The sequence below is a fragment of the Micrococcus lylae genome (assembly GCF_900163825.1).
Taxonomy (GTDB): domain Bacteria; phylum Actinomycetota; class Actinomycetes; order Actinomycetales; family Micrococcaceae; genus Micrococcus; species Micrococcus lylae.
The window spans coordinates 1-25,477 of sequence record NZ_FUKP01000066.1 but is presented as its reverse complement, the minus strand read 5'-3'; the positions used below and the strand labels follow the sequence as shown (position 1 = coordinate 25,477).

Sequence of the window (25,477 nt, the reverse complement as noted above, 5' to 3'; positions counted from 1 at the left end):
TACCGATCCGGTCACACGGCGTGGCCGACCTCACAACGGCAGGATAGTGTCGGAGCCATGACGGATTTCAAGGACGACGCACTGGTGGACACCTGGTTCGAGGCCTGGTCGCGTTCCCGCGGCTACGAGACCCGCCAGGACGGACGGACCCGCTCCGCGCTGCGCACCTCGCGCCCGGCGGGCATGATCCCGGGCGGCTCGGGGCGCGCCACGATGGACGTCCCCGCGGCGTGGGAGTACGTGCTCGTGGCCCCGACGCAGGCCGAGCTCGACCCCATCCTCAAGGATCTCGACGAGCACCCGGAACGCATGGTGACCGTCTTCGGCGAGGCCGAGGCGGACCTGCCCGGCGCCGGGCTGAAGCAGGCCGTGGACTCCGAACGCCTCATGTCCGTGGAGATGGACCTCGAGGTCCAGGACGTGGAGCCCCCGCTGATGCCGGACGGCTACGAGGCGCACGTGGACGAGCCCGTCACCGGGAGCCGCCGCCTGCGGATCATGGCGACCGGCGCCTCCACCGCCCCCGAGGGCGAGGACGAGCTGGCCGCCATGGGCTGGGTGACCTTCTCCGACTCGACCGCGGTGTACGACCGCATCTGGACCTCCCCGCAGCACCGCCGCAAGGGCCTCGGTTCCCTGGTGATGCGCTATCTGACCAGCGAGGCGATGAGCCAGGGCGACATGTCCGAGGGCCTGCTCGTGGCCTCCCCGGACGGGCAGATGCTCTACGGCCACCTCGGCTGGAACGACCTCGCCCCGGTCTCCATCTGGGTCCGCGGCGACGGCGAGTCCATCCCGAGCCCGGAGCACACTGGCACGATGAGTAGGTGACCGACTCCTCCTCCATCCCGGATCCGTGGGACTCCCCCGCCCCGGGACCCGTTCCCGACGGCGGCCCCTCGCCTTCCGGCGGTGAGCATGCGGCGTCGATCTGCGCGGCCCTCGGCCGCCGTCGCCTTCCGGAGCAGGTCAGGCACATCCGTCACCTGCCTGCCCGGCCGGCCCGACCGGTCGACTGGCCCGCACGCACCCCCGAGGGGTTCGTGCGGGCCCTCCGTGCGCTCGGGGTCGAACGGCCCTGGTCCCACCAGGTCCAGGCCGCGCAGGCTGCCCTGGACGGCCGCCACGTGGTGGTGGCCACCGGCACCGCCTCCGGCAAGTCGCTGGCCTACCAGCTGGCCGTGGCGTCCACGCTGGCCGAGGATCCGCGGGCGACCGTGCTGTACCTGTCCCCCACCAAGGCCCTGGGCGCGGACCAGCTGGCCTCCTGGACGCGCATCGCGGCCCAGGGGATGCCGGAGCTGCAGGTGGCCCCCTACGACGGGGACACCGACCCGGCCGAGCGTGTGTGGGCCCGGCAGCACGCCTCCGTGATCCTGACCAACCCGGACATGCTGCACGTGGGGATCCTGCCCCACCACGAGCGCTGGGCTGACTTCTTCCGGCGCCTGGCCTACGTGGTGGTGGACGAGTCACACACCTACCGCGGCGTCTTCGGCTCCCAGGTGGCGATCCTGCTGCGGCGGCTGCGGCGGATCGCCGCGCACTACCGGCGGGACCGGGCCGAGACGGTGTTCATGGGCGCCTCGGCGACCTCGGCGGCGCCGGCCGAGCACTTCTCCCAGCTCATCGGCGCCGAGGCCGTGCAGGTGTCCGAGGACGGCTCCCCGCACGGCGCAGTGACCGTGGCGTTCTGGGAGCCGGAGCTGACCGACCGCCGCGGCGAGCACGGGGCTCCGGTGCGCCGCTCGGCCACCGCCACGGCGGCGGACCTGGTGACGGACCTGGCGCTGCAGGGCGTACGGACGCTGGCGTTCATCACGTCCCGGCGCGGGGCGGAGTCCATCTCCTCGATCGCGCGCAGCCAGCTCGATCAGGTCGAGCCGGGGCTGGGCGGCCGGATCGCCGCGTACCGCTCCGGGTATCTGCCGGAGGAGCGGCGCGAGCTGGAGGCGAGGCTGCGCTCCGGAGAGCTGCTCGGCATGGCCTCGACGCCGGCCCTGGAGATGGGCATCGACATCGCCGGCCTGGACGCCGTGGTGGTGGCCGGCTGGCCCGGCACACGCGCCTCGTTCTTCCAGCAGATCGGCCGGGCCGGGCGCTCCGGCGGCGAGTCCCTGGCGTTCTTCGTGGCCTCGGACGACCCGCTGGACACCTTCCTGGTGGAGCACCCCGAGGCGGTGTTCGACCTCGGAGTGGAGGACACCGTGGTGGACCCGCAGAACCCCCATCTGCTGGGGGCGCAGCTGTGCGCGGCGGCCGCGGAGATGCCGCTGACGCCGGAGGACCTGCCGCGGTTCGGGCAACCGGGCGCGGTGCGGGCACTGGTGGAGCGGCTCTGCGAGCAGGGGCTGCTGCGCCGACGTCCGGCCGGCTGGTTCTGGACCCACCCGGAGCATGCGGCGGGCATGGTGTCCCTGCGGGACGACGGCGGCGGGCCCGTGCAGATCATCGAGGCCGAGTCCGGGGCACTGCTGGGCACCATGGACTCCCCGCAGACCCACTACCAGGCACACCCGGGCGCGGTGTACATCCATCAGAACCGGACGTACCTGGTGCTGGAGCTGGACGAGGACGCGCACGCGGTGATCGTGCAGCGGGCGTGGCCGGACTACTTCACCACCGCCCGGGACGTCACCGAGATCGAGATCCAGGGCATCGTCCGCCAGGTGGCGTCGGCCGGGTCCTCGGTGCGCTGGTCCCTGGGCGACGTCCGCGTGACCACCCAGGTGGTGTCCTTCCAGCGCAAGGCGCTGATCTCCGGTGAGGTCCTCGGCGAGGAGCCGCTCGAGCTGCCGGCGAGGGACCTGTTCACGCAGGCGGTCTGGTACCAGGCGACGTCTCAGGAGCTGGTGGCCGCCGGACTGACCACGGACCGGCTGCCGGGCGCCCTGCACGCGGCCGAGCACGCGATGATCGGCATGATGCCGCTGGTGGCCTCGAACGACCGCTGGGACATCGGCGGTGTCTCCATGGTCCTGCACCCGGACACCGACGTGCCCACCGTGTTCGTCTACGACGGCCGCCCCGGCGGCGCCGGCTTCGCCGAGCGCGGGTTCGCGCAGGCGCGCCGCTGGGTGGAGGCGACCGCGGCCGCCGTGGCGACCTGCGAGTGCGAGGACGGCTGTCCCTCCTGCGTGCAGTCCCCCAAGTGCGGCAACCGCAACTCGCCTCTGGACAAGGGCGGCGCCCTCACCGTGCTGGCGCTGCTGTCCCGGACGTTCGACGACCTGGCGGAGGTGCCCGCCGAGCAGGTCCTGCCGGCCGGGTTCGCTCCGACGGCGGCCGCGGACGGCGAGGTCTGAGTCACGGCGGGCCCGCCTTGGCGGTGGCCTCCGCGTCGGCACCGAAGGCCTGCTCCACCGCGACGGTGACCGTGACGGTGGACTGGTCGCCGGGCTCGCAGGAGACCAGCCGGGCACCGTTGCGCTCGGCCGTCGTCTCGGCGAGGGCGCAGGCGTCCGTGCCGGTGGGGTCGATCCCACGCAGGGCATCCGCGGCGGCGAGCGCCGCCAGGTCCGCCGCGCCGCTGGCCACGGCCGCGGTGTGGGCTCCCTGGCCCACGCCGGCGACCAGCACGCAGAGCCCCAGTCCCAGCGAGGCCGTCCCGAGGGCGGTGAGCGTGCCGCTCATGGCCCCTCGCCCTCCTCGGCGTCGGGTGTCGGCTCGGACGACGGCGCCGGCTCCGGCGCCGGCGCCGGAGCATCCCCGTCGGCCGGTGGGTTCGCCGGTGCGGGACCGGTCTGCGCCCTCTGGCTCGGTGCCGAGGCCTCCGCCTTCACCTGCAGGTCCGGGAACCAGCCGAGGGGCCCGGGGGCACCCCGGGCGACGGTCACGGAGACCCAGGTGCCGTCGTCGTGGTGGTCGAGCGAGGCGCCGTCCCCGGCCATCCGGGTGACCGCCTGGGCCGCCTGCTCCGGGGAGTCGCCGCGGGCGATGATGCGAGCCGCGGCCCCGGCGGCGTCCTGGTTGCGGACCTGCTGCAGGCCGACCCCGCCCGTGGCGACCACGGCGGCGATGACCAGCACCGCCACCGGCAGCAGCGCCGCGTACTCGGCGGTGACGGCACCGCGGTCCGCGCGCAGGCAGGCGGTGGCCAGGGTGCGGAGGCGCCGCGGGCGGTCGGCCCCGGGCCGGGCGACGGTCTGGCGCCCGGCCCGGAGCAGATCGGTGTGGACGTCAGCCACGGTTCAGCGCCTCGCCCACGAGGTCGGCGAGCATGCCCTGCACGTCGCCGCTGGAGAGCACCAGGGCGAGGACGCCGGCGAAGCCCACCGCAGCGAGCGTGAGGATGGCGTATTCGGCGGTGGTGGCGCCCGTGTCGTCCTGGAGCCGGGCGGACCAGGACGCCGCGCGGCGGGCGCCGAGGGCCTTGACGGCGGCGAGCTGGACGGCCTCCGCCGCGGCCTCGGAGGCCGCGGCGACGGCGCGGGCGTTCTCGGTGTCCTGGGCGGTGTGGTTCATGATGTTTCCCTCCATCGGTGTGACGGTCCGCGTCGGTGCGGACCTGCCGGGCCGGATGCCCGATGTCTCCAGGCTTCTGCATTCCGTGGTGCCGCTGCCGGGCCGCTCGGGCGCGCCGTGGACAGGCACGGCGTGTCGGTCGGCTGTGGAGGACGGGACGGGCCGGTTCGGGGCTGCGCCGGCGGACTTTCGCCCCCGGCGTGCCGCTTGCCGCTCCCTCATCACGGTCCGCGCAGCATCATCAGCAGCAGGGGCAGCACGCCGAGGCAGACGAAGGCCGGCAGGTGGCACAGACCGAGCGGGACCACCAGGCGTACGGCCAGCTGTTCGGCGGCCAGCTCGGCGGTGCGGCGCCGCTCCTGTCGGACGGCCCTGGCCGCCTGGGTGAGGCCGGCGGCCCCGGCCATGCCCGAGGTGTGCAGCGGCTGCAGGCGCCGGCCCAGCTCCGCCAGCTCCTCATCCGCCAGGTCCTCCCACGCCTCGTCCCAGTCGGCACCCCAGCGCAGCCGGGCCAGCACCGGCCGCAGTCGCTGCCCACCCGGCAGGGCCACGGCGGCCCGCTCGAGCGCCCCGACCAGCGAGGCCCCCGAGCGCAGCAGCGCCGCGGTGACGTCCAACCAGGCGGCGGCGTCCACCTCACGCCCGGGGCCGGCGGCAGTGCGCAGCAGGCTCTGCGCCCAGACGTGCCCGACCGCGGCGAACAGCACCCCGGCGGTGAGGACCAACCAGCCGAGCCGGTCGCCGAGCAGGGAATCCGGCCCCGCCCCGAGCAGCCAGGCGATCCCCAGCCCGCCCAGCGGCATCCAGCGCAGAAGCGTCACGGTGGACTTCGGTCCGGCCGCCGCGGCGCGTCGGGCCCGTTCGGCGTCCAGCTCGGCGGCGGAGGCGTCCGCGAACCGCTCGGCCGTCTCCGCCGGCGCCGCACCCGAGGCCCGGCAGACCTGAAGCAGCGCCAGCAGCGTCTGCCATTCGACCACTCCGCTCGGTCCGGGCACCCGCCGCGGGTCTGCCCCGAGCTCCACGGCGGCTGCCAGGCCGCGCAGGCTGTGGCCGAGGCAGCACCCCGGCTCAGGGCGCACGCAGACGTCCTCCCGGTCAGCCACCAGCCTCCATGCCTGTCCCTCACCCGAACCGGTGCGCAGCAGCGCGGCCCAGCGGCGCACGGCCTCGACGAACCGCAGCCGCTGCCGGTCCGCGGCACCGGTCCGCACGGCCGTCCACCGGCGCCACCTCGCCCCGACTCGGCTGGGCCGCCAGCTGGGCAGCCGGCCGGGCAGCCGGCTGGGCAGCCGGCCGGGCAGCCGGCTGGGAAGCCGCGCCCTCACGGGGCCCGCCCTTTCAGCCGGGCCGCGAGCACATCCCATCCGGGGCCGCGCACCGCCCGGCCGTCCACGTCCGTGAGCACCGGCAGCATGCGCAGCCCCGCCCCGTGCTCCTCAACCACGGGCACGGCCAGGGACACCGGGTGCCGCCCGGCCGCGTCCCTGCGCAGGTGGAGCACCGCGTCCACGCCGGCGTGCACCTGGGCGGTCAGCGCCTCGGCGGACCATCCGGCCAGCGCGCCCATGGCGGTCAGGCGTGCGGGCACATCGTCGGCGGAGTTGGCGTGCAGGGTCCCCCACGCGCCCTGGTGGCCGGTGTTCAGGGCGGTGAGCATCTCGGCCACCTCCGCGCCGCGGCACTCGCCGACCACCAGCCGGTCCGGCCGCATGCGCAGCGCCTGCCGGATCAGCTCGGCCAGCCCGACTTCTCCGGCTCCCTCGGCGTTGGCCGACCGCGCCTGCAGGCAGACCACATGCGGATGCGCCGGAGCCGCTTCCAGGGTGTCCTCCACGGTGATGATCCGCTCCGCCGGGTCCGCCTCCCCCAACGCGGCGGACAGCAGCGTCGTCTTGCCGGTGCCGGTCGCCCCTGAGACCAGCACGGTCGCGTGCGCGGCCACCAGGTGCTGCACCGCCGCCTGCCACCGTTCGCCGTCCGGCCAGCCCTCGGCGAGCACGGCCAGGCTCGGTCTGCGCCGCGACGGCACGCGCAGGCTCAGCAGCGGCCCCGCCCCGGACAGCGGCGGCAGCACGGCGTGCACGCGGATCCCGTCCACGCGGGCGTCGGCCAGCGGCACGGCGGCGTCGAGGCGTCGGCCGGCCCGGTGCAGCAGGCGCACCGCCAGCTGCCGCGCCCGCTCGGGCGGCAGGATCGTCCCGGTCTGCCGCAGCCCGTCCGCGCCGTCGGTCCACACCCTCCCGTTCCCGTCCACGAGCACATCGGTCACCCCGTCCGCCCGCACCAGCGGTGCCAGCGGGCCGAACCCGGACAGCTCATCGGCCAGCAGCCGGGCCCGCTCGGCCGCCCCACCTGCCGTCAGCACGAGGCCGTCCTCCTCCGCCACGGCCTCCACGGCCGCGCGGCAGGCCTGCTCGGTCGGCTCACCGCCCGTCCCGACGGCGGCCGCCTCGCCGTCGTCGTCGCCCCTCGCCTGACGTTCGGCCAGCCAGGACCGGGCCCGGTCCAGCCACGCCGGCGGCGTCGTCGCCTGGTCGACGGCAGGCGATGACACGTTCCCGGCGACGGCGCAGGCAGCGGCGAGGGTGCCGTCGTCGGGACGCGGCTGCGCAGCGGGCTCGGGCTCACGGGCCCTGCGGAGCCGGCCGATCAGGTGCGGGTGCCGCAGGCGGCGGCGAGGGCGGGCGATCACGGGAGGCTCGGGCACGAAGGGACGCATGTCCCCCAGTCCATCCCCCAGCGTCCGCGCCGGGGGACGCCTCGGGCCGATCTGTGGACGCAGGGCCGCCGGCAGGCACCCTGTGCAGGAGAGGTCAGCCGGAGACGGGGCGGCGGGTCTCGGCGTCGAGCACCACGGACTTGTCCCAGGCGGTGTCCCAGTCCAGCAGGTGGAGGATGCGGTCCAGGATGGCGGCGGTGACGCCCCAGACGAAGCGGTCCTGGACCCCGAACCCGGGGGTGATGCCCGTCCGGCCACCCGGCCGGGCGACCACGAAGCGGTTCTCCGGTGCCACCAGATCAGCCACAGGCACGCGGAACACGGCGGCCGCCTCCTGGCGGTCCACCACGGCCACACGGGAGGGCTCCCGCCACCAGCCGATGACCGGATGGATGACGTAGCCGGACACGGACACCGGCACCGGCGGGAGGACGCCGAGCACCTCCACGCCGGCGGGGTCCAGGCCGGTCTCCTCCTCGGCCTCACGCAGGGCGGTGGCCACCACGTCCTCGTCCTCCGGGTCCACGCGGCCTCCCGGGAACGCGACCTGTCCGGCGTGCGTGCGCAGGGTGGCCGCGCGCTGGGTCAGCAGCACGTCCACGTCCGGATGCACGGCAGCGGAGGCGTGCTGCGCCGGGACGTCGTCCAGGGAGCCGAACAGCACCAGCACCGCCGAGGCGCGGGCGTCCGGCGTGGACGGCCAGCGGAAGCCCCAGGTGCGGGCCGAGGCCGCCGGGACCCGGGTCAGCGATGCCGGATCCCGGCCGGACGCGTTCTCCGGCGCCCCGTGCGCGGCCACGAGGTCCTGCAGGGCGCGGTGCGCGTCGTCGAGGCTCGGGCGGGCGGAGGCGGCGGAGGTCATCCCACCACCGTAGTGCCCGGTCCGGCTACGCTCACCCCATGGACACCGGCTCCGCACCCCGCACCGAGCCGTCCGCGGACGGGCCTGCCCTCGACGAGCCGCTGGACGTCGCGGTGGTCGGCGCCGGCCAGTCCGGGCTGGCGTGCGGGTACTTCCTGCGGCGCTGGGCCCAGGACGTCGAACGCGGCCGCTCCCCGGGCCCGGCCCCGCGGTTCGCCCTGTTCGACGCCTCCTCCGAGCCCGGCGGCTCCTGGCCCCGCCACTGGCCGTCGCTGCGCCTGTTCTCCCCCGCCGAGCACTCGTCCCTGCCCGGCCGGCGGATGCCCGGCTCCGGCGAGGACAACCCGGACGCCGCGCACGTGGTGGACTACCTGGCCGACTACGAATCCCGCTACGACCTGCCCGTCCGCCGAGGCGTCCGCGTCGCCTCCGTCTCCCGGCAGGACGGGCGCTTCGCGCTGAGGGACGACGACGGCCGCCTCCTCGCCCTGTCCCGCACCGTGGTCTCGGCGACCGGCTCCTACACCCGCCCCTTCGTGCCCGCCCTGCCCGGCACCGCGGACTTCACCGGACGGCAGCGGCACTCCTCGGCCTACACCGGTCCGCAGGAGTACGCCGGCCGTCGCGTGCTGGTGGTGGGCGGAGGGAACTCGGGAGCGCAGATCGCCGCGGACCTGCACGGAACCGCCGCCGTCACCTGGGCGACCCAGCGCCCGCCCCGGTTCATGCCGGACGACGTGGACGGCCGCGTCCTGTTCCGCTTGGCCTCCGCCCGCGTGCTGGGCCGACAGTTGGAGCAGGTCGGCACGCCGGGCGAGGACCTCGGGGACATCGTGGCCGTGCCGGCGGTCCGTGCGGCCCGGGACGCCGGCACCATGGACGCCGTCCCCGTCCCGTCCCGGCTCACCGCGCACGGCGCCGCCTGGGACACGGACGCCGGCCGCCGCCACGGCTGGCCCTCCGGCGCCGGCGCGCCCGCGGCAGCGGCGGTCCGCGGCACCGAACAGCGGTTCGACGACGTCCTGTGGTGCACCGGATTCCGCCCGGAGCTGCGCCACCTGCGCGGCCTGCTGCAGGAGCCCACCCGGTCCGGGCGTCCGCGCATGCACGAGCATCTGCGCACAGCCAGCGCCGACGTGGACGGCCTCTACCTGCTCGGCTACGGCGACTGGTGCGGACCGGCCTCGGCCACGCTGACCGGCGTGGGCGTGTTCGCCCGTGCCACGGTCGCGGACATCCAGAAGACGCTGCACCGCGGCGGCTGAGACGCCGCCCCGGACGGCCCGGCCCCGCCGGCAGGCGGCGGCGAGCGGCCGTCGTCGTCACGCCGGGCGCGGGCCGGCGGCGGTCAGGCCTCCAAGCCGTAGCCCATCGCCCGCAGCTCGCGACGGGTCTTGCCTTCGAGCATGAGGCGGTGCAGCTGCTCACGGCCGGGCTTGAGCTCGTAGGAGAGCAGCTGCTGCGCCTTCTGAGGGTCGGTCTCCCCCTCGCCGTAGGACGGGCACCACTGCGCCACCGGGCAGGCCCCGCACGCCGGCCTCTTCGCATGGCAGATGCGCCGGCCGTGGAAGACGAGGCGGTTGGACAGGGAGGTCCAGTCCCGCTTCTCGAACAGCGCGGCGACCTCGTGCTCCACCTTCACCGGATCGGTCTGCTCGGTCATGCCCAAGCGGCGGGCGAGCCTGCCGAAGTGGGTGTCCACCGTGATGCCGGGCTGGCCGAAGGCGTTGCCGAGCACCACGAACGCCGTCTTGCGGCCCACCCCCGGCAAGGTGACGAGGTCCTCGAGGCGCCCGGGCACCTCACCGTCAAAGCGCTCGACCAGTTCGCGGGAGAGCTTGAGGACGGCGGACGCCTTGTTCCGGTAGAAGCCGGTGGGGCGCACCAGCTCCTGCAGCTCCACCTCGTCCGCGGCCGCCATGGCCGTGGCGTCCGGGAACCGCGCGAACAGGGCCGGGGTGACCGCATTGACCCGCACGTCCGTGGTCTGCGCGGACAGCACCGTGGCCACCAGCAGCTCGAACGGCGTGGTGAAGTCCAGCTCTGCCACGGCATACGGATACGTCTGCCCCAGCACGCGGTGCACCTTGCGCACGCGGCGCTTCAGTCCCAGCAGGGTCTCCCCCGTCGGGGTCGCGACGGCGGCTCGGTCGCCTGGGTCTGTCCGGCTCACGGGTCCTGTGCTCCTGTTCGGCTGGGGCGGGGTCCGGTGACCCACTCTAGGCGCGCGTCACACAACGGCATGTACTTGTCCCGACCCCCGCCGTGGCGGCATTCTTGCGACAGGCAATGATGTGGCCCGCATCACAGGCATGTGGTGGCGGGTAACCGTGCACCCTCCCCGAAAGGAGAACCATGTCCGAGGACGTCACCGTCTACCCGCCCAGCGAGGAGTTCGCGAAGAACGCCGTGGCCGGCGCGGAGCTGTACGAGGAGGCCGAGGCGGACTGCCTGGCCTACTGGGCCCGCCGCGCCCGCGAGCAGCTGCACTGGGAGCAGGACTTCACCGAGGTCCTCGACTGGTCCGACGCCCCGTTCGCCAAGTGGTTCGCGGACGGCACCACGAACGCCGCCTACAACGCCCTTGACCGTCATGTGGAGGCCGGCCACGGTGCCCGCGTGGCCATCCACTTCGAGGGTGAGCCGGGCGACACCCGCACCTACACCTACGCGGAGCTGGCCGCCGAGGTCCGCAAGGCCGCCAACGCCTTCGAGTCCCTCGGCGTGGCCAAGGGCGACCGCGTGGCCGTGTACCTGCCGATGATCCCCGAGGCCGTCATCACGATGCTCGCCTGCGCCCGCATCGGCGCCGTGCACTCCGTGGTGTTCGGCGGGTTCTCCTCGGACGCCCTGCGCTCCCGTGTGGACGACGCCGAGGCCACGCTGGTGGTGACCTGCGACGGCTCCTACCGCCGGGGCAAGGCCTCCGCTCTGAAGCCGGCCGTGGACCAGGCGCTCAAGGAGCCCGGCCACACCGTGGACCACGTGCTCGTGGTGCGCCGCAACGGGATCGAGACCGAGATGGCCGACGGCCGTGACGTCTGGTGGCACGACGTGGTGGACACCGCCTCCGACGAGCACGAGATCGTGTGGCATGAGGCCGAGCACCCGCTGTTCATCCTCTACACCTCCGGCACCACGGGAAAGCCCAAGGGCATCCTCCACACCACCGGCGGCTACCTGGTGCAGGCCTCGGCCACGCACCGGGACACCTTCGACCTGCACCCGGAGACCGACGTCTTCTGGTGCACCGCGGACGTCGGCTGGGTGACCGGCCACTCCTACGTCGCCTACGGTCCGCTCGTGAACGGCGCCACCCAGGTGATCTACGAGGGCACCCCGGACACCCCGCACCAGGGCCGCTGGTGGGAGATCGTCCAGAAGTACGGTGTGACGATCTTCTACACCGCCCCCACCGCCATCCGCACCTGTATGAAGTGGGGCCGCCAGATCCCGGACGAGTACGACCTGTCCAGCCTGCGCGTGCTCGGCACCGTGGGAGAGGCCATCAACCCGGAGGCATGGCGCTGGTTCCATGAGGTCATCGGCGGAGAACGCTGCCCGATCGTGGACACCTGGTGGCAGACCGAGACCGGCGCGCACATGCTCACCCCGCTGCCGGGTGTGACCGCCCTGAAGCCGGGCTCGGCCCAACGGCCCGTCCCCGGCGTGGATCTGCAGGTGGTGGACGAGACCGGCGCACCCATGGAGGGCACCGGCGCCGGGTTCCTCGTGGCCCGCGAGCCGTGGCCGTCCATGCTCCGCGGCATCTGGGGCGACCCGCAGCGCTTCAAGGAGACCTACTGGAGCCGCTTCCCCGGCATGTACTTCGCCGGCGACGGCGCCCGGTACGACGAGGACGGGGACATCTGGTTGCTCGGTCGCGTGGACGACGTCATGAACGTCTCCGGCCATCGCCTGTCCACCACAGAGATCGAATCCTCGCTGGTGGCCCATGAGGCCGTGGCCGAGGCCGCTGTGGTCGGCGCCGCGGACGACACCACCGGCGAGGCCGTGTACGCGTTCGTCCTCCTCACCGAGGAGGCCGCTGCGAAGGACCCGGACACCGCCGAGATGGAGGAGCAGCTGCGCCTGCATGTGGGCCAGGACATCGGTCCGATCGCCAAGCCCAAGCGCGTGCTCGTGGTCCCGGAGCTGCCGAAGACCCGGTCCGGCAAGATCATGCGTCGCCTGCTCAAGGACGTGGCCGAGGGACGCGATCCGGGTGACGCGTCCACACTCACCGACCCGACGGTCATGCAGAAGATCGTCGGCGCCATGGGCTCCAAGGGCTGAGGCCGGCGCACCCGGGCGGCGGACGCCGCAGCGACGAGGACCCCGCCTCCTGATGCAGGAGGCGGGGTCCTTTCGGCGCGGTGCGGACCTGTTCAGTCCTCGCCGGTGCGCACGTAGCGGGGGTCACCGGGCTCGGGCTCGGTCCCCAGCACGCCGGACGTCTCGTCCGGGTGCTTCATCAGGTGCAGCAGGGAGGCCAGCAGGCCGCCCCAGATCAGACCGCACATGACGATCATCATGACGATGGCGATGGGATCCATGTCAGGCCTCCTTCGTGGACACGGTGGGGATGGCACCGGTCTGGATGGACTCGTTCTCGTTGCGCTCCGAGTGCAGGGCGGACTTCTTCGACCACGGGACGAGGGACAGCACCACCGCCAGGACGAGGCCGGAGGCCACCATGCCCCAGCCGAAGATGGCCAGGAAGTCCAGCGGGTAGCCCTCGTACGGGGTGGTGGCCTTGGTGATGATGTCCGAGATCCACAGATAGGCCAGCACCAGCGGGATGACCACGGTGACCAGGACCTTGAAGATGGTGCCCACCCGGAACGAGGAGATCGCGTTGAGGTGGTCCACCAGAACCGGCAGCTTGCGCAGGACGATCGCCACGGTGACGCAGGCGATCAGCGCGGCGCCCACGATGCCCAGGTTGTTGATGAAGGCATCCGAGGTGTCCAGCAGCTGCACGCCGGACGTGGTGGAGAACAGCAGCATCGAGATGACGGCGCAGCCGCCGACCACGATGAGCACCGCGGCCCAGCGGCCGAGGCCCAGCTTGTCCTTCACGGCGGCCACCACGACCTCCAGGATCGAGATCAGGGAGGTGAAGCCGGCGATCACCAGGGAGCCGAAGAACAGGACGCCGATCAGGGCACCCATCGGGGCCTGGGAGATCAGCGTCGGGAACGCGATGAAGGCCAGGCCGATGCCGTCGGTGACGACGTCGGTCACCTGCTTGCCGGAGGCCTGGGCCATGAAGCCGAGGGCGGAGAACACGCCGATGCCGGCGAGGACCTCGAAGCCGGAGTTGGAGAAGCCCACCACCAGGCCGGAGCCGGTGAGGTTGGTGCGGCGCTTCAGGTAGGACGAGTAGGTGATCATGATGCCGAAGCCCACGGACAGGGAGAAGAAGATCTGGCCGTAGGCGGCGATCCAGACGCCCGGCTCGAGCAGCGCGGACCAGTTCGGGGTGAAGAAGGCGTTCAGCCCCACGATGGAACCCGGCAGGGTCAGGGCCACCACGACGAGCACGATGAACATGACGATGAGCAGCGGCATGCCGACCATGGAGACGGCGGCGATGCCCTTGCGGACGCCGAAGCCCATGCAGAGGATGCAGATCACCCAGACGATCAGCATCGGCCAGAAGACGGCCGAGACGAAGTCGAAGGACGGCATCGGGTTCTCGGACACCTGCAGGTGGGTGCCGAAGAAGAAGCCCTCCGGGTCCTCGCCCCACGCGTGGTCCGTGGAGAACCACGTGTACATGATCGCCCAGGCGATGATGGCCGCGTAGTAGACGGCGATCACGAAGCAGATGAAGACCTGGAACCAGCCGATCCACTCGGCGCCGCGGTGCAGGCGGCGGAAGGCCAGGGGCGGGGCGCCGCGGAAGCGGTGGCCGATCGCATAGTCGAAGAACAGGATCGGGATGCCTGCGGTGAGCAGCGCGACCAGGTAGGGGATGACGAAGGCGCCGCCACCGTTCTCATAGGCGGCGTAGGGGAAACGCCAGATGTTGCCGAGTCCGACGGCGGAGCCGATCGCCGCGAGGATGAACGCCCAGCGTCCGCCGAACTCCTCACGAGAGCGCTTCGGCACCGCGCCGGCCGCAGTGGTTGCGGTGGTCATGGAGTACCTCCGAAGAAACGAGTGCGAATGATGGACGTGTCTGCCCCCATCGGAGGACAGCATGGCACATCATAGTGACCTGCATCACCCTACGGGGTCAGGCGGGCACTCGGCGGGTCATCCTCCGGGGATGCACTCCCCGGTCTGGACGGGAACCTCCAGGTTCTCGACGTCCTCCAGGAGCCGCTCGAACTCGTCGCCGGCGATCGCATACCCGATGGTCGAGGATCCCGGGGCCCGGGCGAACACCAGCCCCGCCACCGTGCCGTCCTCGGTCACGAGCGGACCTCCGGAGTTGCCCGGCTCGATGTCCGCGTTCAGCTGGTAGATGTCCACGGTCGAGTCCTCCCGCCCGTAGATGTCGCTGATGAGCAGCTCTCCGCGGGCCTGCACCCGGGCGGGGGTGGCCTCGTAGGGGCCGCCGGCCGGGAAGCCGAGGGCGAGGGCGGCCGCACCGTCCTCCAGGTCGGCACCGTGGCGGGCGACCGGCAGGTCCGCACCGTCCACGGCCACCACGGCGAGGTCTCGGGCCGGATCGATGTGCACCACCCGACCCGGGAACACCTGGCGGTCCTGCGTCTCGACGATCGGCTCCGCCACGCCGGCCACCACATGTGCATTGGTCAGGATCCGGTCTTTGGCCACGACCACGCCCGTGCCGTTCTGGGTCTGGGCGCACTGCTCGGCGAAGCCGGACAGCCGCACCACGGAGTCCTGGACCTGCGCGTCCTCCGTCTCCGGCACCTCGAGGGTCGCGGACGGAGCGGCTTCGGGCTCAGCGGCGACCTCCTTCACGGGGGTGTCGATCTCCGGGATCACGCCGAGGCCCGCGATGGCCGCACGGGACTCGGCCAGGAAGCGCTGACTGCCGTCCGGCATGACCCGGTCCGTGACGGTGAGGACGGCGGAGCGGTTGATCTCCTTCGTCACCGGCGCCATGCCGAGCGAGTTCAGGGACAGGGAGATCAGACCGAGGATCAGCACCGTGACCGCCAGGGCGGCGACGGAGCCGAGGACCCGGTCCGCGCGCCGCAGCGCAGGGAGGTTCACGTGCAGGCGCACTCTGCGCCCGACGGCGACTCCGATGTGCTGGCCCGCCCAGATCAGCAGGACGGTGGCCACGACCAGCACGACCACACGGAGCGTGGGCTCGGAGACCCATCGAGCGACGAACGGGATCAGGTAGAACCCGCCGATCGCCCCCGCCACCGTGCCCAGCATCGTGCCCAGCACGACCCACAGGCCGCGGTGGTAGCCCTTGACGAGGGCCACGATCAGCAGGACGACCAGGACCACGTCGAGCCAGGTCACTCCGAAGAGCATGCAGTCGCTTCCTTTCCGGCTCACCAGGCCGAGGGACGGGAGGGGCAGTGCCGCAGCGGCGGCCTGCGAGCTGTCACAGAGGACGGCGGGGAACAGATCGGCCACCAACGCGCGGGGCGCCACTTGCCCTGGCTGTCAGGGTAGCGGCAGGATCGTGTGCGATGCGGCACAATGGTGCCCAGCCCGAACATGACCGGTCCACCCTCGTTTCAGGGGGTGATCACTGAGAGGACTCACCGTACGATGGATCTCGAGGTTCTTCGCAAGGCACCCCTGTTCGCGCACCTGGACGACGAGGTGTTCGCGACCCTGACCTCTGAGCTGACGGAGGTGGAGCTCTCCCGCGGCGCCTCCGCTTTCCACGAGGGCGACCAGGGCGATCAGCTGTACGTGATCATGTCCGGCAAGATCAAGCTCGGCCGCACCGCCTCGGACGGCCGCGAGAACCTGGTGGCCGTCCTCGGCCCCGGCGAGATCTTCGGTGAGATGGCCCTGTTCAACCCTGCTCCGCGCTCGGCCACCGCCACCGCGGTGTCCGCCACCCGCCTGGCCGGCCTGCGCCACGAGAACCTGCGCCGCGCGATCGCCTCCTCCCCGGACGTCTCCCTGCAGCTGCTCCAGGCCCTCGCCCAGCGCCTGTCCAAGACCAACGAATCCCTCGCGGACCTCGTGTTCTCCGACGTCCCGGGCCGTGTGGCCAAGGCCCTGCTGGACCTGGCCGACCGTTTCGGCCGCCCGGCCGCCGACGGCCTGCTCGTGGCCCACGACCTCACCCAGGAGGAGCTGGCCCAGCTGGTCGGCGCCTCCCGCGAGACGGTGAACAAGGCCCTCGCCGAGTTCGTGCACCGCGGCTGGATCCGCCTGGAGAACCGCGCGGTGGTCGTCCTCGACCTCCAGCGCCTGCGCCAGCGTTCACGCTGACGCACCCCTGACCCACGACGACGGGCCGCTCACCTGACAGGGTGAGCGGCCCGTCGTCGTTTCGGCCTCGTGCCGGACGTGGGGACGGCCCTGTCACGGGATCGGGCTCAGTCCGTGGTGGGGCGCATCCAGAGGCGACCGGCGTCCTCCCCGGCGGGAGCCATGCGCCAACACGGCAGGGGCCGGTCCGCCGCCCCGTCGGCGAGGCCGAGCAGGAACGCGACCGCGGAGCCGGCCTCCGCGAGCCGGTGGGCGAGCATCAGGGTCGGCGGTGCAGTGACCTCGCAGGCCTCCACCACGCCCGACTCCCCCAGCCACCCCGGCGGCCCGGGCAGGGCCACGGGCCCCTCGATCAGGGACGCCGCGGGCACCCAGGCGTGCAGCCCGGCGACCTCCTCGCTCCGCCCCGTCGCGGGTCGGACGGTGGCCTGCTGTCCCGCCGGGACGGCGGCGGCGAAGACCACCGCATCGAAGCGGCGGTGACGGAAGTCCGGGGAGATCCAACGGCCCACGGGGCGCAGCAGGTCGGTGCGCAGCCCCAGTCCGCGCCGCTGGAGCTGGGCGGGCAGGCCGAACCCCTCGGACTCCAGAGACGTGCGGGCCTCCTCCCACAGCGGGGTGGCCGGGTCCATGACCACGTCCCCTTCACGCTCCCCCACCAGCAGCAGGCCGGTCTCCTCGAAGAGCTCCCGGACGGCGGCCACCACGTGCTGCCGCGCACTGCGCAGGTCGGCCATGCCGAGTCGACGGGCCCACGCCCGGGGCGAGGGCCCGTACCAGGTGCAGGCCTCCGCGTCCTGGTCGGTCAGTGACCCGCCGGGCAGCCCGACGACGCCCAGCGGCGTCTGGCCCGGACGATGACGCAGCAGCAGCTCCGGGCCCTGCGGCCCATCCCTGACCACCGCGACGGCGGCGGCCCGACGGGCAGGACGCACGTGACGGTGGTCCTGGGCGGCCCACTGCCGGGCCGCCTCCTCCTCGCTCCGCGGCACCGGTATGAGCGCGGGCGCGACCCGCCGCTGCGGCGCCGGACGCACGTGGCCGACCGGGGCGGCCGGGCGGCGGTTCGCGGGATGGGCGCGCAGGGACGCGGCGCGGGCGGACGCCTGTGCCGTCGCCCCGGGACCGGAGGACGCCATGGCGGACACGGAGACCGGGGGCGGGACGGAGGCGCCGTCAGCGGACACGGACGGTGATCTCCACCTCGACGGGGGCATCGAGCGGCAGCACGGCCACGCCGACGGCGGAGCGGGCGTGGCGGCCGGCCTCACCGAAGATCTCGGCGAGCACGTCCGAGGCGCCGTTGACCACGGCCGGCTGGGCGGTGAAGTCCGGGGCCGAGGACACGAAGCCGGTGACCTTCACCACGCGCTCGACGCGGTCCAGGTCCCCGACGATCGCATGCACGGCGGCAACGGCGTTGATCGCGGCGGTGCGGGCCAGGGCGTTCGCGGTATCCGGGTCCACCTCCGCACCGACCTTGCCGGTGGTCTCGAGGGAGCCGGAGACGAAGGGCAGCTGCCCGGAGGTCATGACGAGGTCGCCGTCCTGCAGTGCGGGCAGGTAGCTGCCCACCGCCGACGCGACGTCCGGACGCTCGATCCCCAGCTCGGCCAGGCGGGAGGCGACAGCTCCCTCGCCCCAGCCGGAGGCCTGTGCGGCGGCCATGGGTCAGGCCCCCTTCGGACGCTTGAGGTAGGCCACCGGATTCGCGCCCTCGGGGCCCGGGATCACGGTGACCAGCTCCCAGCCGTCCTCGCCCCACTGGTCGAGGATCTGCTTGGTCGCGTGGATCAGGAGGGGGACGGTGGCGTATTCCCAACGAGTCTGCTCGGTCATGGGGCCACCCTACCCACGGGGACCGCCTCCTGCCCTCCCCTTCCAGGCGGCCCCGGTACACTTCCGGGCATGGCGCCGCGCAAGTCCCCCTCCTCTGACTCCGTCACGCCCGTCGGCCGCATGCTGAGGTTCCTCGGCCTCTCCGCCCTGGCGGGCCTGATCGTGGCCGGCCTGTTGCTGCCCGGAGCCGCGTTCGTGGGCGCCGGCGCCAACGCCGGCTCCGCGATGCTGAACGACCTGCCGGACGAGCTGCCGGACGAGCCGGTCGCGGTGCCGTCCAAGATCGTGACCGCGGACGGCAAGCTCATCGCCAACTTCTACGAGGAGAACCGCACGCCGGTCCCGTTCGACGAGATCGCCCAGTCCATGAAGGACGCGATCGTGTCCATCGAGGACGAGCGCTTCTACTCGCACGACGGCGTGGACGCCCGCGGCCTCGCCCGCGCCATGGTCAACAACGCGACCTCAGACTCCACGCAGGGCGCCTCCACCCTGACGCAGCAGTACGTCAACAACATGCTCATCAACGCGCAGGTCCTGCGCGGCGACTCGCGCCTCACCCTGTCCGGCAAGAAGAAGGTCTCGGACAAGGTCAAGGAGATGAAGCTCGCGATCGCGGTCGAGGAGCAGATGACCAAGGACGAGATCCTCAACGGCTACCTCAACCTCGTCCTCTTCTCTGGCCGCGCCTACGGCGTCGAGGCCGCCGCCCAGTACGTCTTCGGCAAGTCCGCGAAGGACCTGGAGATCTGGGAGTCCGCGACCCTCGCCGGCATGGTGCAGTCCCCCACCGGCTACCACCCCGTCCGCAATCCGGAGGGCACCAAGAAGCGCCGCAACACCGTGCTCCGTGCCATGCTGCGCAACGACAAGATCACCCAGGAGGAGTACGACCACGCCGTCGAGCAGCCCCTCGACGTGGTGATGGAGGCCCCGCCGACCGGATGCCTGGCCGCCGACTTCGGCAAGTACTTCTGCGACTACGTCGAGCGCCAGGTCCTGGCCAACCCGGCCTTCGGCCCGGACGTGAAGTCCCGTCAGGCCCTGCTGGACCGCGGCGGCCTCACCATCCGCACCACAATGGACTCCAAGCTCCAGGAGGAGGCCCAGAAATCCATCGCCGGACAGGTCCCCAACGACGAGTCCGACGGCGTCGGCGCCTCCCTGCTCTCCCTCGAGCCGGGCACCGGCGACATCAAGGTCATGGCCCAGAACACCGACTACTCCCTGCAGGAGAACGAGAAGGGCAAGACCATCCTGAACTTCAACGTGGACAAGGAATGGGGCGGCGGTGAGGGCTTCCAGAGCGGCTCGACCCTGAAGCCGTTCGTGGCCCTCACCTGGATGCGCAACGGCGGCAAGTTGATCGACACCGTGGACGCCAGCGTGGACACCTACCCGACCGGCACCCGCTTCGCCGCCTCCTGCCGCGACGGCGGCTACGTGGTGCAGAACGGCTCCACCTGGGACATCAACAACGTGATCGGCGGGCTCAAGAAGCGCGACCGCATCGACGAGGGCCTGTTCTGGTCCGTCAACACCCCGACCGTCGCCGCCGCCTACCATCTGGACCTCTGCGACATCACCTCGCTGATGACCGAGCTCGGCCTGCGCCGCGCCGTGGACAGCCTCCCCATCTCCCCGGACAACCCCTCCTTCGTGCTCGGCGCGGACTCCATGGCCCCGATGTCCCTGGCCCGTGCCTACAACGCGATCGCCGCCGAGGGCCTGTACTGCGAGCCGCGCGCCCTGCTCGAGGTCACCGACACCGCCGGCAACGAGTACCCCGTGCCGGAACCGGACTGCAAGCAGGTCCTGGACAAGGACGACGTGCACCAGATCTCGCCGATCCTGCAGGCCATCACGGACAAGAACATCTTCTCGGATGAGGACCGGCCCTTCCCGGCCGCCGGCAAGACCGGCACCAACAACAACATGTCCTCGACCTGGTTCGTGGGCTACACGGACAAGCTGACCACCGCCTCGTGGGTGGGCCGCTGGACCAACCAGAAGACCCTCGCCGGCGAGACCATCAACGGCATCAAGCGCAACAACTTCTACGGCACCGAGATCTCAGGCCCCATGTGGCTGGACTACATGGAGCAGGCCAACGAACACAGCGAGTACGAGGCCGGGAAGCTGCCGGAATGGGACGGCCCGCGGTTCTCCGACTACGGCACCGAGGGCAGCCACCCGCACGGCAAGGACTTCTACTTCGAGGACATCGACCGCCCGGGTCCGCAGCCCTACTCGTCGGAGGACTGAGCCGATGGCCCCGTCCCGTCCCGTGCGCGCCGCCCTGACGGCCGGTGCGGCCGCGGCCGGCCTGGGTGCGGCGGGCGCGGCCTGGGGCCTGGCCGAGGCCAGCGCCTACCGGATCAGCCGCCACACCGTCCCCGCCCTGCCGGCGGACGCGGCGCCCCTGCGGGTGCTGCACCTGTCCGACATCCACCTGCTGCCGTTCCACCGGCGCAAGCTGGCCTGGCTGCAGACACTCGCGGACCTCGAACCGGACCTCGTGGTCAACACGGGAGACAACATCGCCTCGGACCACTCGATCGCGCCGCTGCTCGACGCCCTCGGCCGGCTGCTGGACGTCCCCGGCGTCTTCGTGCCCGGCTCCAACGACTACTTCGCCCCGAAGCCGGCCAACCCGTTCCGCTACTTCGCCGGACCGTCGAAGCCGCTGAAGCACCAGCCCCGCCGCCTGCAGACCGAGGACCTGTTCCGGGCGTTCCGGTCCCGCGGCTGGGTGGATCTGACCAACCGCTCGGCGACCCTCACCGCCGGAGGCGACGGCGCCGCCGTCGAGATCCTGGCCGGCGGCACCGACGACCCGCACCTGGGCTTCGACGACTGGCGCGGCTTCACCGCCCCCACACGAGCACCGCGCGAGCAGATCCTCACCCTCGGCGTCACCCACGCCCCCTACCGCCGTGTCCTGGACGCGATGGTGGCCGACGGCGCCGACCTCGTCCTGGCAGGCCACACCCACGGCGGCCAGGTGTGCCTGCCGTTCTACGGGGCACTGGTGACGAACTGCGACCTGCCGCGCGCGCAGGCCTCCGGGCTGTCCTCCTGGACGGCCGCCGGCCGCACCGTCCCGCTCGAGGTCTCCGCCGGCATCGGCGCGGCCCCGGCCATGCCGGTCCGGGTGGCCTGCCGCCCCGAGGCCGTCGTCCTGGACCTGGTCCCCCGCGCCTGAGGCGCGCGGACAGGCGGCGGTGCGCGGCCGTCGTCGGGACGCAGGCCATCCGTCGGGCGCCGTCCCGTAGACTTCTCGGGTGTCTCCCAGCGCCGCCCCCACCCCCCGCACACTGCGGGAGTCCGTGCAGGGCCTGCGGCCGTACCTCGACGGCGTCCTCTGGCGCTGGGTGTGCGGGCTGCTGGCCGCCCTGCTCTCCGGGCTCGCCGCCCTCGCCATCCCCCAGGTCATCCAGGTCCTGGTGAACAACGTGTTCTCCGCCGACGGCTCGGGCGGGCGTTCCTCCGTGGTGTGGGCCGGCGTGGTCCTGCTCGTCCTCGGCCTGGCCGAGGCGCTGTTCGTGTGGCTGCGCCGCGTGTTCATCCTGCCGCCGGCCTCGGACGTGGAGAACCGGGCACGCATCGGCCTCTACCGCCGTCTGCAGCGCCTGCCCGTCGCCTTCCACGACGCCTGGCCCTCCGGCCAGCTGCTCTCCCGCGCGCAGGCGGACCTGGGCCTGGTGCGCCGCTGGATCGCGTTCGGCTCGGTGATGTTCGTGGTGGACTCGCTGGTGATCGTGGTGGGCGTGGCCCTGCTCTTCACGCTCTCCTGGCAGCTCGCGCTCCTGTACCTGGTGGCGGCCGTGCCGATCATCATCCGGTCCTTCTCCTTCCGCAACGACTTCCGCACCGTCTCCCGCCTGTCCCAGGACCAGGCCGGCGACCTCGCCACCACCGTGGAGGAGTCCGTCCACGGCATCCGCATCCTGAAGGCCTTCGGCCGCGGCACCACCGCCCTGGAGGGCTTTCGCACCCAGGCGTCCACCCTGCAGGACACCGAGGTCCGCAAGGCCGGCCTGCTCGCCTCCTTCGTGGCGATGGTGGTGGCCCTGCCCGAGGTCGTCCTGGGCGTCGGCCTGGCCTGGGGCGTGTACCTGGTGGCCACCGGCCAGATGATGGTCGGCGCCCTCGCCGCCTTCTTCGCGACGACCGCCGTGCTCGCCCGCCCCGTGGAGTCCGTGGGCCAGCTGCTCGGCATGACCCTGTCCGCCAAGACCGCGATCGACCGTCACCTCGACGTCATCTCCGTGCGTCCCGCGATCACCTCCCCCGCCGGCACGGACCCGGAGGAGGCCGCCTCCCTCGGTGCCACCCGCCTGGACGGCGACGCGGACGAGATGGCCCCGCCCTCCGGCGCCCTCCCCGTGCTGCCCCCGTCCGCCGGGGGCCTGGCCTTCCGTGACGTGGAGTTCCGCTACCCGGACGCCGCGGAGGGCACCGCGCCCCTGCTGCGCGGCGTGGACCTCGAACTCATCCCCGGCGAGACCATGGCACTGGTGGGCACCACCGGCTCCGGGAAGTCGACCCTGCTGCAGCTGGTCCCCCGCCTCTACGAAGCCACCTCCGGCCGCGTGGAGGTGGACGGCGCGGACGTCCGCGACTTCCCGCTCGAGGAGCTGCGCCGCCGCGTGGCCGTGGCCTTCGAGGAGCCCACGCTCTTCTCGGACACCGTCCGCAACAACGTGCTGCTGGGCGCCCCCGCAGACGTGCTCGCCGACGAGGAGAAGGCCCAGCAGCTGCTGGACATGGCCCTGGACACCGCCCAGGCCGGCTTCGCCCGTGCCCTGCCCGACGGCCTGGACACGGAGATCGGTGAGGAGGGCCTGTCCCTCTCCGGCGGCCAGCGCCAGCGTCTGGCCCTGGCCCGTGCGATCGCCGCGCAGCCCAAGGTGCTCGTGCTGGACGACCCGCTGTCCGCCCTCGACGTGCGCACCGAGGAGGCCGTCACCCAACGCCTGCGCGAGGTCCTCGCGGACACCACCACGCTGGTGGTGGCCCACCGCCCCTCCACCGTGGCCCTGGCGGACCGCGTGGCCGTGATGGCGGACGGGCGGATCGTGGACGTGGGCACCCATCTGGAGCTGCTCGCACGCTCTGCCGCCTACCGGGACATCATCAGCAACGCCGAGGCCGAGGAGGCGCGCGCATGAGCATCCGGAGCCGCTCCGCGCAGGAGCGCACCCCGAAGCACGCCGCGCAGGGCCCGGCCGTGCAGGATCCGTCCGCCGGCGAGGCCGGAGCGTCGGCAGGCGCGGCCGGCGTGGCCGCAGGCGGCACCGGCGCGTCGGCAGACGGCGCCGGCGCGTCGGTGGCGGACCGCGTCCGCGGCGTCCGTGCCGAGGACATCCTCGAGTACTCGGCGGAGGAGCGCCGCCACGTCCGCCGTCGTTCGTGGCGGCTGCTGCGCGAGCTCGCCGGCCCGGTGAAGGGCCAGCTGGCGCTCGTGATGGTGCTGGTGATCGTGTCCAACGCCGCCCGTGCGGCGCTGCCGCTGATCATCGCCTGGGCCATCGACTGGGGTCTGCCGCAGGTGGTCGGCGCCGTGGAGGCCGGGCAGTCCCCGCTGCCGACCGTGCTGCTGGTCGGCGGCGCCTATGTGGGCGCCGCACTGCTGGCCGGCGGCCTGCTCGGCGGCTACCTGTGGCTGACTGCCCGGGCGTCCCAGCAGATGCTGCTGAACCTGCGCCTGCGCGTGTTCCGGCACACCCAGCGCCTGTCCCTGTCCTTCCACGAGAAGTACACCTCGGGCCGCGTGATCTCCCGCCAGACCTCGGACCTGGAGACCCTGCGCGAGCTGTTGGACCAGGGCGTCGCCTCGCTGGTCTCCGGCACGGTGTTCATGGTGTTCACGGCCGTCTCGATCCTCATCCTGGACCCGATCGGCTTCCTCATCCTCTGCATCGCGTTCGTCCCGGTGCTGGTCCTGGTGCGCTGGTACCAGAAGGCCTCGGAGGACGTGTACCGCCGCTCCCGCGTGAGCTCGGCGAAGTCGATCGTGCACTTCGTGGAGACCATGACCGGCATGCGCGCCGTGCAGGCCTTCCGCCGCCAGCGCGCCAACGACGCCACGTACACGCGCCTGGCCACGGACTACCGCAATGACATGGTCGAGTCCCTGAACTACTTCGGCATCCTGCAGACCGCCCTGGTGGCGATCGGCAACATGACCGTGGTGGCCATGCTGATCGTGGGCGGCTTCCGCGTGTTGGACGGCCAGCTGGCCGTGGGCGTGCTGGTGGCGCTGCTGCTGGCCGGCCGCCGCGTGTTCCAGCCCATGGAGATGCTGGCGATGTTCTACTCCTCGCTGCAGTCCGCCACGGCCGCCCTGGAGAAGGTCTCCGGCCTGCTCGAGGAGGAGCCCACCGTGGTGGAGGCCGCAGAGCCCGCCCTGCTGCCGGGCGCTGCGAAGGCCGGCGAGGGCGTGGCCTCCGGCCGCATCGAGTTCTCGGACGCGGTCTTCGGCTACGGCCCGGAGAAGACGGTGCTGAGCCGCTTCGACCTGACGGTGCCCGCCGGACAGACGGTGGCCGTCGTCGGGCAGACCGGGGCGGGCAAGTCCACGCTGGTGAAGCTGATCGCCCGGTTCTACGACCTCTCCTCCGGCTCCCTGACCCTGGACGGGGTGGAGCTCAGTCAGCTGTCCCAGCAGGACCTGCGCCGCAACGTGGTGATGGTGACGCAGGAGGCGTTCCTGTTCTCCGGGAGCATCGCGGAGAACATCGCCCTGGGCCGTCCGGACGCCAGCCTGGAGGAGATCCAGGCCGCGGCCCGCGCGGTGGGTGCGCACGAGTTCATCCTGGAGCTGCCGGAGGGGTATGACACGGATGTGTCCAAGCGCGGCGGCCGGCTCTCGGCGGGCCAGCGTCAGCTGGTGTCCTTCGCCCGCGCGTTCCTGGCGGACCCGGCGGTGCTGATCCTGGACGAGGCCACCAGCTCCCTGGACCTGCCCTCCGAGCGGCTGGTGCAGCAGGGCCTGGAGCGGCTGCTGGGCAACCGGACGGCGCTGATCATCGCGCACCGCCTGTCCACCGTGGACATCGCGGACCGCGTGCTCGTGGTCCACGACGGGCAGATCGTGGAGGACGGCACCCCCGCCGAGCTCATCGCCGCCGGTGGCCGCTTCGCGGCGCTGCACCAGGCCTGGGAGGACTCGCTCGTCTCCGAGGAGGACTGAGGGC

The 25,477-nt window shown here is 72.7% G+C and carries 22 protein-coding genes; 9 read left to right on the top strand and 13 right to left on the bottom strand.

Annotated features, from left to right (window positions below; translation table 11 throughout):
- The first annotated feature begins 57 nt into the window (after positions 1–57).
- Both FM125_RS09950 and FM125_RS09945 read left to right on the top strand, forming a co-directional pair.
- Positions 58–831: a GNAT family N-acetyltransferase gene (locus FM125_RS09950; RefSeq protein WP_087134493.1), complete on the top strand. Its 774-nt coding sequence runs from the start codon at positions 58–60 to the stop codon at positions 829–831.
- The gene (locus FM125_RS09945; protein ID WP_087134492.1) at positions 828–3,305 is read left to right on the top strand and encodes a DEAD/DEAH box helicase; all 2,478 of its coding nucleotides are present in this window, start codon (positions 828–830) and stop codon (positions 3,303–3,305) included. The genes FM125_RS09950 and FM125_RS09945 overlap by 4 nt, the downstream gene beginning before the upstream one ends.
- Position 3,306: 1 nt before the next feature.
- On the opposite strand, the gene FM125_RS09940 is transcribed toward FM125_RS09945, so the two are convergent.
- From FM125_RS09940 to FM125_RS09915, 6 genes are all read right to left on the bottom strand, one after another.
- Positions 3,307–3,633 (bottom strand): Rv3654c family TadE-like protein, encoded by a 327-nt coding sequence (locus FM125_RS09940; protein WP_067191080.1) that lies wholly within the window; start codon positions 3,631–3,633, stop codon positions 3,307–3,309.
- The gene (locus tag FM125_RS09935; protein WP_087134491.1) at positions 3,630–4,187 is read right to left on the bottom strand and encodes a TadE family type IV pilus minor pilin; all 558 of its coding nucleotides are present in this window, start codon (positions 4,185–4,187) and stop codon (positions 3,630–3,632) included. The genes FM125_RS09940 and FM125_RS09935 overlap by 4 nt, the downstream gene beginning before the upstream one ends.
- Positions 4,180–4,464: a DUF4244 domain-containing protein gene (locus FM125_RS09930; RefSeq protein ID WP_087134508.1), complete on the bottom strand. Its 285-nt coding sequence runs from the start codon at positions 4,462–4,464 to the stop codon at positions 4,180–4,182. Before FM125_RS09930 ends, FM125_RS09935 begins: the two co-directional genes overlap by 8 nt.
- Before the next feature lie 221 nt (positions 4,465–4,685).
- Entirely contained in the window at positions 4,686–5,675 is a 990-nt protein-coding gene (locus FM125_RS09925; protein ID WP_245829959.1) for a type II secretion system F family protein, read from the bottom strand.
- A gap of 110 nt (positions 5,676–5,785) precedes the next feature.
- A complete protein-coding gene (locus FM125_RS09920) occupies positions 5,786–7,183 on the bottom strand; it encodes a TadA family conjugal transfer-associated ATPase (RefSeq protein ID WP_087134490.1) in 1,398 nt (465 codons plus the stop codon).
- A gap of 94 nt (positions 7,184–7,277) precedes the next feature.
- A complete protein-coding gene (locus tag FM125_RS09915; RefSeq protein WP_087134489.1) occupies positions 7,278–8,045 on the bottom strand; it encodes an NUDIX hydrolase in 768 nt (255 codons plus the stop codon).
- 38 nt (positions 8,046–8,083) lie between these two features.
- Between FM125_RS09915 and FM125_RS09910 the strand changes: the two genes are divergently transcribed.
- Positions 8,084–9,310: an NAD(P)-binding domain-containing protein gene (locus FM125_RS09910; RefSeq protein WP_087134488.1), complete on the top strand. Its 1,227-nt coding sequence runs from the start codon at positions 8,084–8,086 to the stop codon at positions 9,308–9,310.
- An 83-nt stretch (positions 9,311–9,393) separates the two neighbouring features.
- On the opposite strand, the gene nth is transcribed toward FM125_RS09910, so the two are convergent.
- A complete protein-coding gene (nth, locus tag FM125_RS09905; protein ID WP_087134487.1) occupies positions 9,394–10,218 on the bottom strand; it encodes an endonuclease III in 825 nt (274 codons plus the stop codon).
- Between the two features lie 182 nt (positions 10,219–10,400).
- On the opposite strand from nth, the gene acs reads away from it, so the two are divergent.
- Entirely contained in the window at positions 10,401–12,341 is a 1,941-nt protein-coding gene (gene acs / locus FM125_RS09900) for an acetate--CoA ligase (protein ID WP_087134486.1), read from the top strand.
- Positions 12,342–12,433: 92 nt separating this feature from the next.
- Here the strand turns inward: acs and FM125_RS09895 are convergent, their stop codons facing one another.
- The 3 genes from FM125_RS09895 to FM125_RS09885 form a co-directional block, all read right to left on the bottom strand.
- A complete protein-coding gene (locus tag FM125_RS09895; RefSeq protein WP_083315398.1) occupies positions 12,434–12,601 on the bottom strand; it encodes a methionine/alanine import family NSS transporter small subunit in 168 nt (55 codons plus the stop codon).
- Between the two features lies 1 nt (position 12,602).
- Positions 12,603–14,192, bottom strand: coding sequence for a sodium-dependent transporter (locus FM125_RS09890; RefSeq protein ID WP_067191063.1), 1,590 nt, complete (start codon positions 14,190–14,192; stop codon positions 12,603–12,605).
- A 117-nt stretch (positions 14,193–14,309) separates the two neighbouring features.
- A complete protein-coding gene (locus FM125_RS09885; RefSeq protein WP_087134485.1) occupies positions 14,310–15,515 on the bottom strand; it encodes a MarP family serine protease in 1,206 nt (401 codons plus the stop codon).
- A gap of 243 nt (positions 15,516–15,758) precedes the next feature.
- Between FM125_RS09885 and FM125_RS09880 the strand changes: the two genes are divergently transcribed.
- Positions 15,759–16,436, top strand: a complete 678-nt coding sequence (locus tag FM125_RS09880) for a Crp/Fnr family transcriptional regulator (RefSeq protein WP_067191720.1) — start codon at positions 15,759–15,761, stop codon at positions 16,434–16,436.
- A gap of 107 nt (positions 16,437–16,543) precedes the next feature.
- Here FM125_RS09880 and FM125_RS09875 read toward each other — a convergent pair whose 3' ends face one another.
- From FM125_RS09875 to sp36, 3 genes are read right to left on the bottom strand one after another with little or no spacing between them, the layout of a single operon-like run.
- On the bottom strand, positions 16,544–17,623 hold the full coding sequence (locus FM125_RS09875; RefSeq protein ID WP_245829957.1) for an NUDIX hydrolase: 1,080 nt from the start codon (positions 17,621–17,623) through the stop codon (positions 16,544–16,546).
- Positions 17,613–18,104 carry a RidA family protein gene (locus tag FM125_RS09870; protein ID WP_087134484.1) on the bottom strand — a complete coding sequence of 164 codons (492 nt, stop codon included), beginning with the start codon at positions 18,102–18,104 and terminating at the stop codon, positions 17,613–17,615. Before FM125_RS09870 ends, FM125_RS09875 begins: the two co-directional genes overlap by 11 nt.
- Before the next feature lie 3 nt (positions 18,105–18,107).
- Entirely contained in the window at positions 18,108–18,275 is a 168-nt protein-coding gene (sp36, locus tag FM125_RS09865) for a Sp36 family protein (protein WP_087134483.1), read from the bottom strand.
- Between the two features lie 69 nt (positions 18,276–18,344).
- Between sp36 and FM125_RS09860 the strand changes: the two genes are divergently transcribed.
- The 4 genes from FM125_RS09860 to FM125_RS09845 all read left to right on the top strand — a co-directional run bounded on the left by FM125_RS09860 (position 18,345) and on the right by FM125_RS09845 (position 25,473).
- Positions 18,345–20,540 (top strand): transglycosylase domain-containing protein, encoded by a 2,196-nt coding sequence (locus tag FM125_RS09860; RefSeq protein WP_087134482.1) that lies wholly within the window; start codon positions 18,345–18,347, stop codon positions 20,538–20,540.
- Positions 20,541–20,544: 4 nt separating this feature from the next.
- On the top strand, positions 20,545–21,480 hold the full coding sequence (locus FM125_RS09855) for a metallophosphoesterase (RefSeq protein WP_067191726.1): 936 nt from the start codon (positions 20,545–20,547) through the stop codon (positions 21,478–21,480).
- A gap of 79 nt (positions 21,481–21,559) precedes the next feature.
- Positions 21,560–23,449, top strand: a complete 1,890-nt coding sequence (locus tag FM125_RS09850) for an ABC transporter ATP-binding protein (protein WP_087134481.1) — start codon at positions 21,560–21,562, stop codon at positions 23,447–23,449.
- On the top strand, positions 23,446–25,473 hold the full coding sequence (locus tag FM125_RS09845) for an ABC transporter ATP-binding protein (protein ID WP_083315397.1): 2,028 nt from the start codon (positions 23,446–23,448) through the stop codon (positions 25,471–25,473). The genes FM125_RS09850 and FM125_RS09845 overlap by 4 nt, the downstream gene beginning before the upstream one ends.
- Positions 25,474–25,477 lie beyond the last annotated feature (4 nt).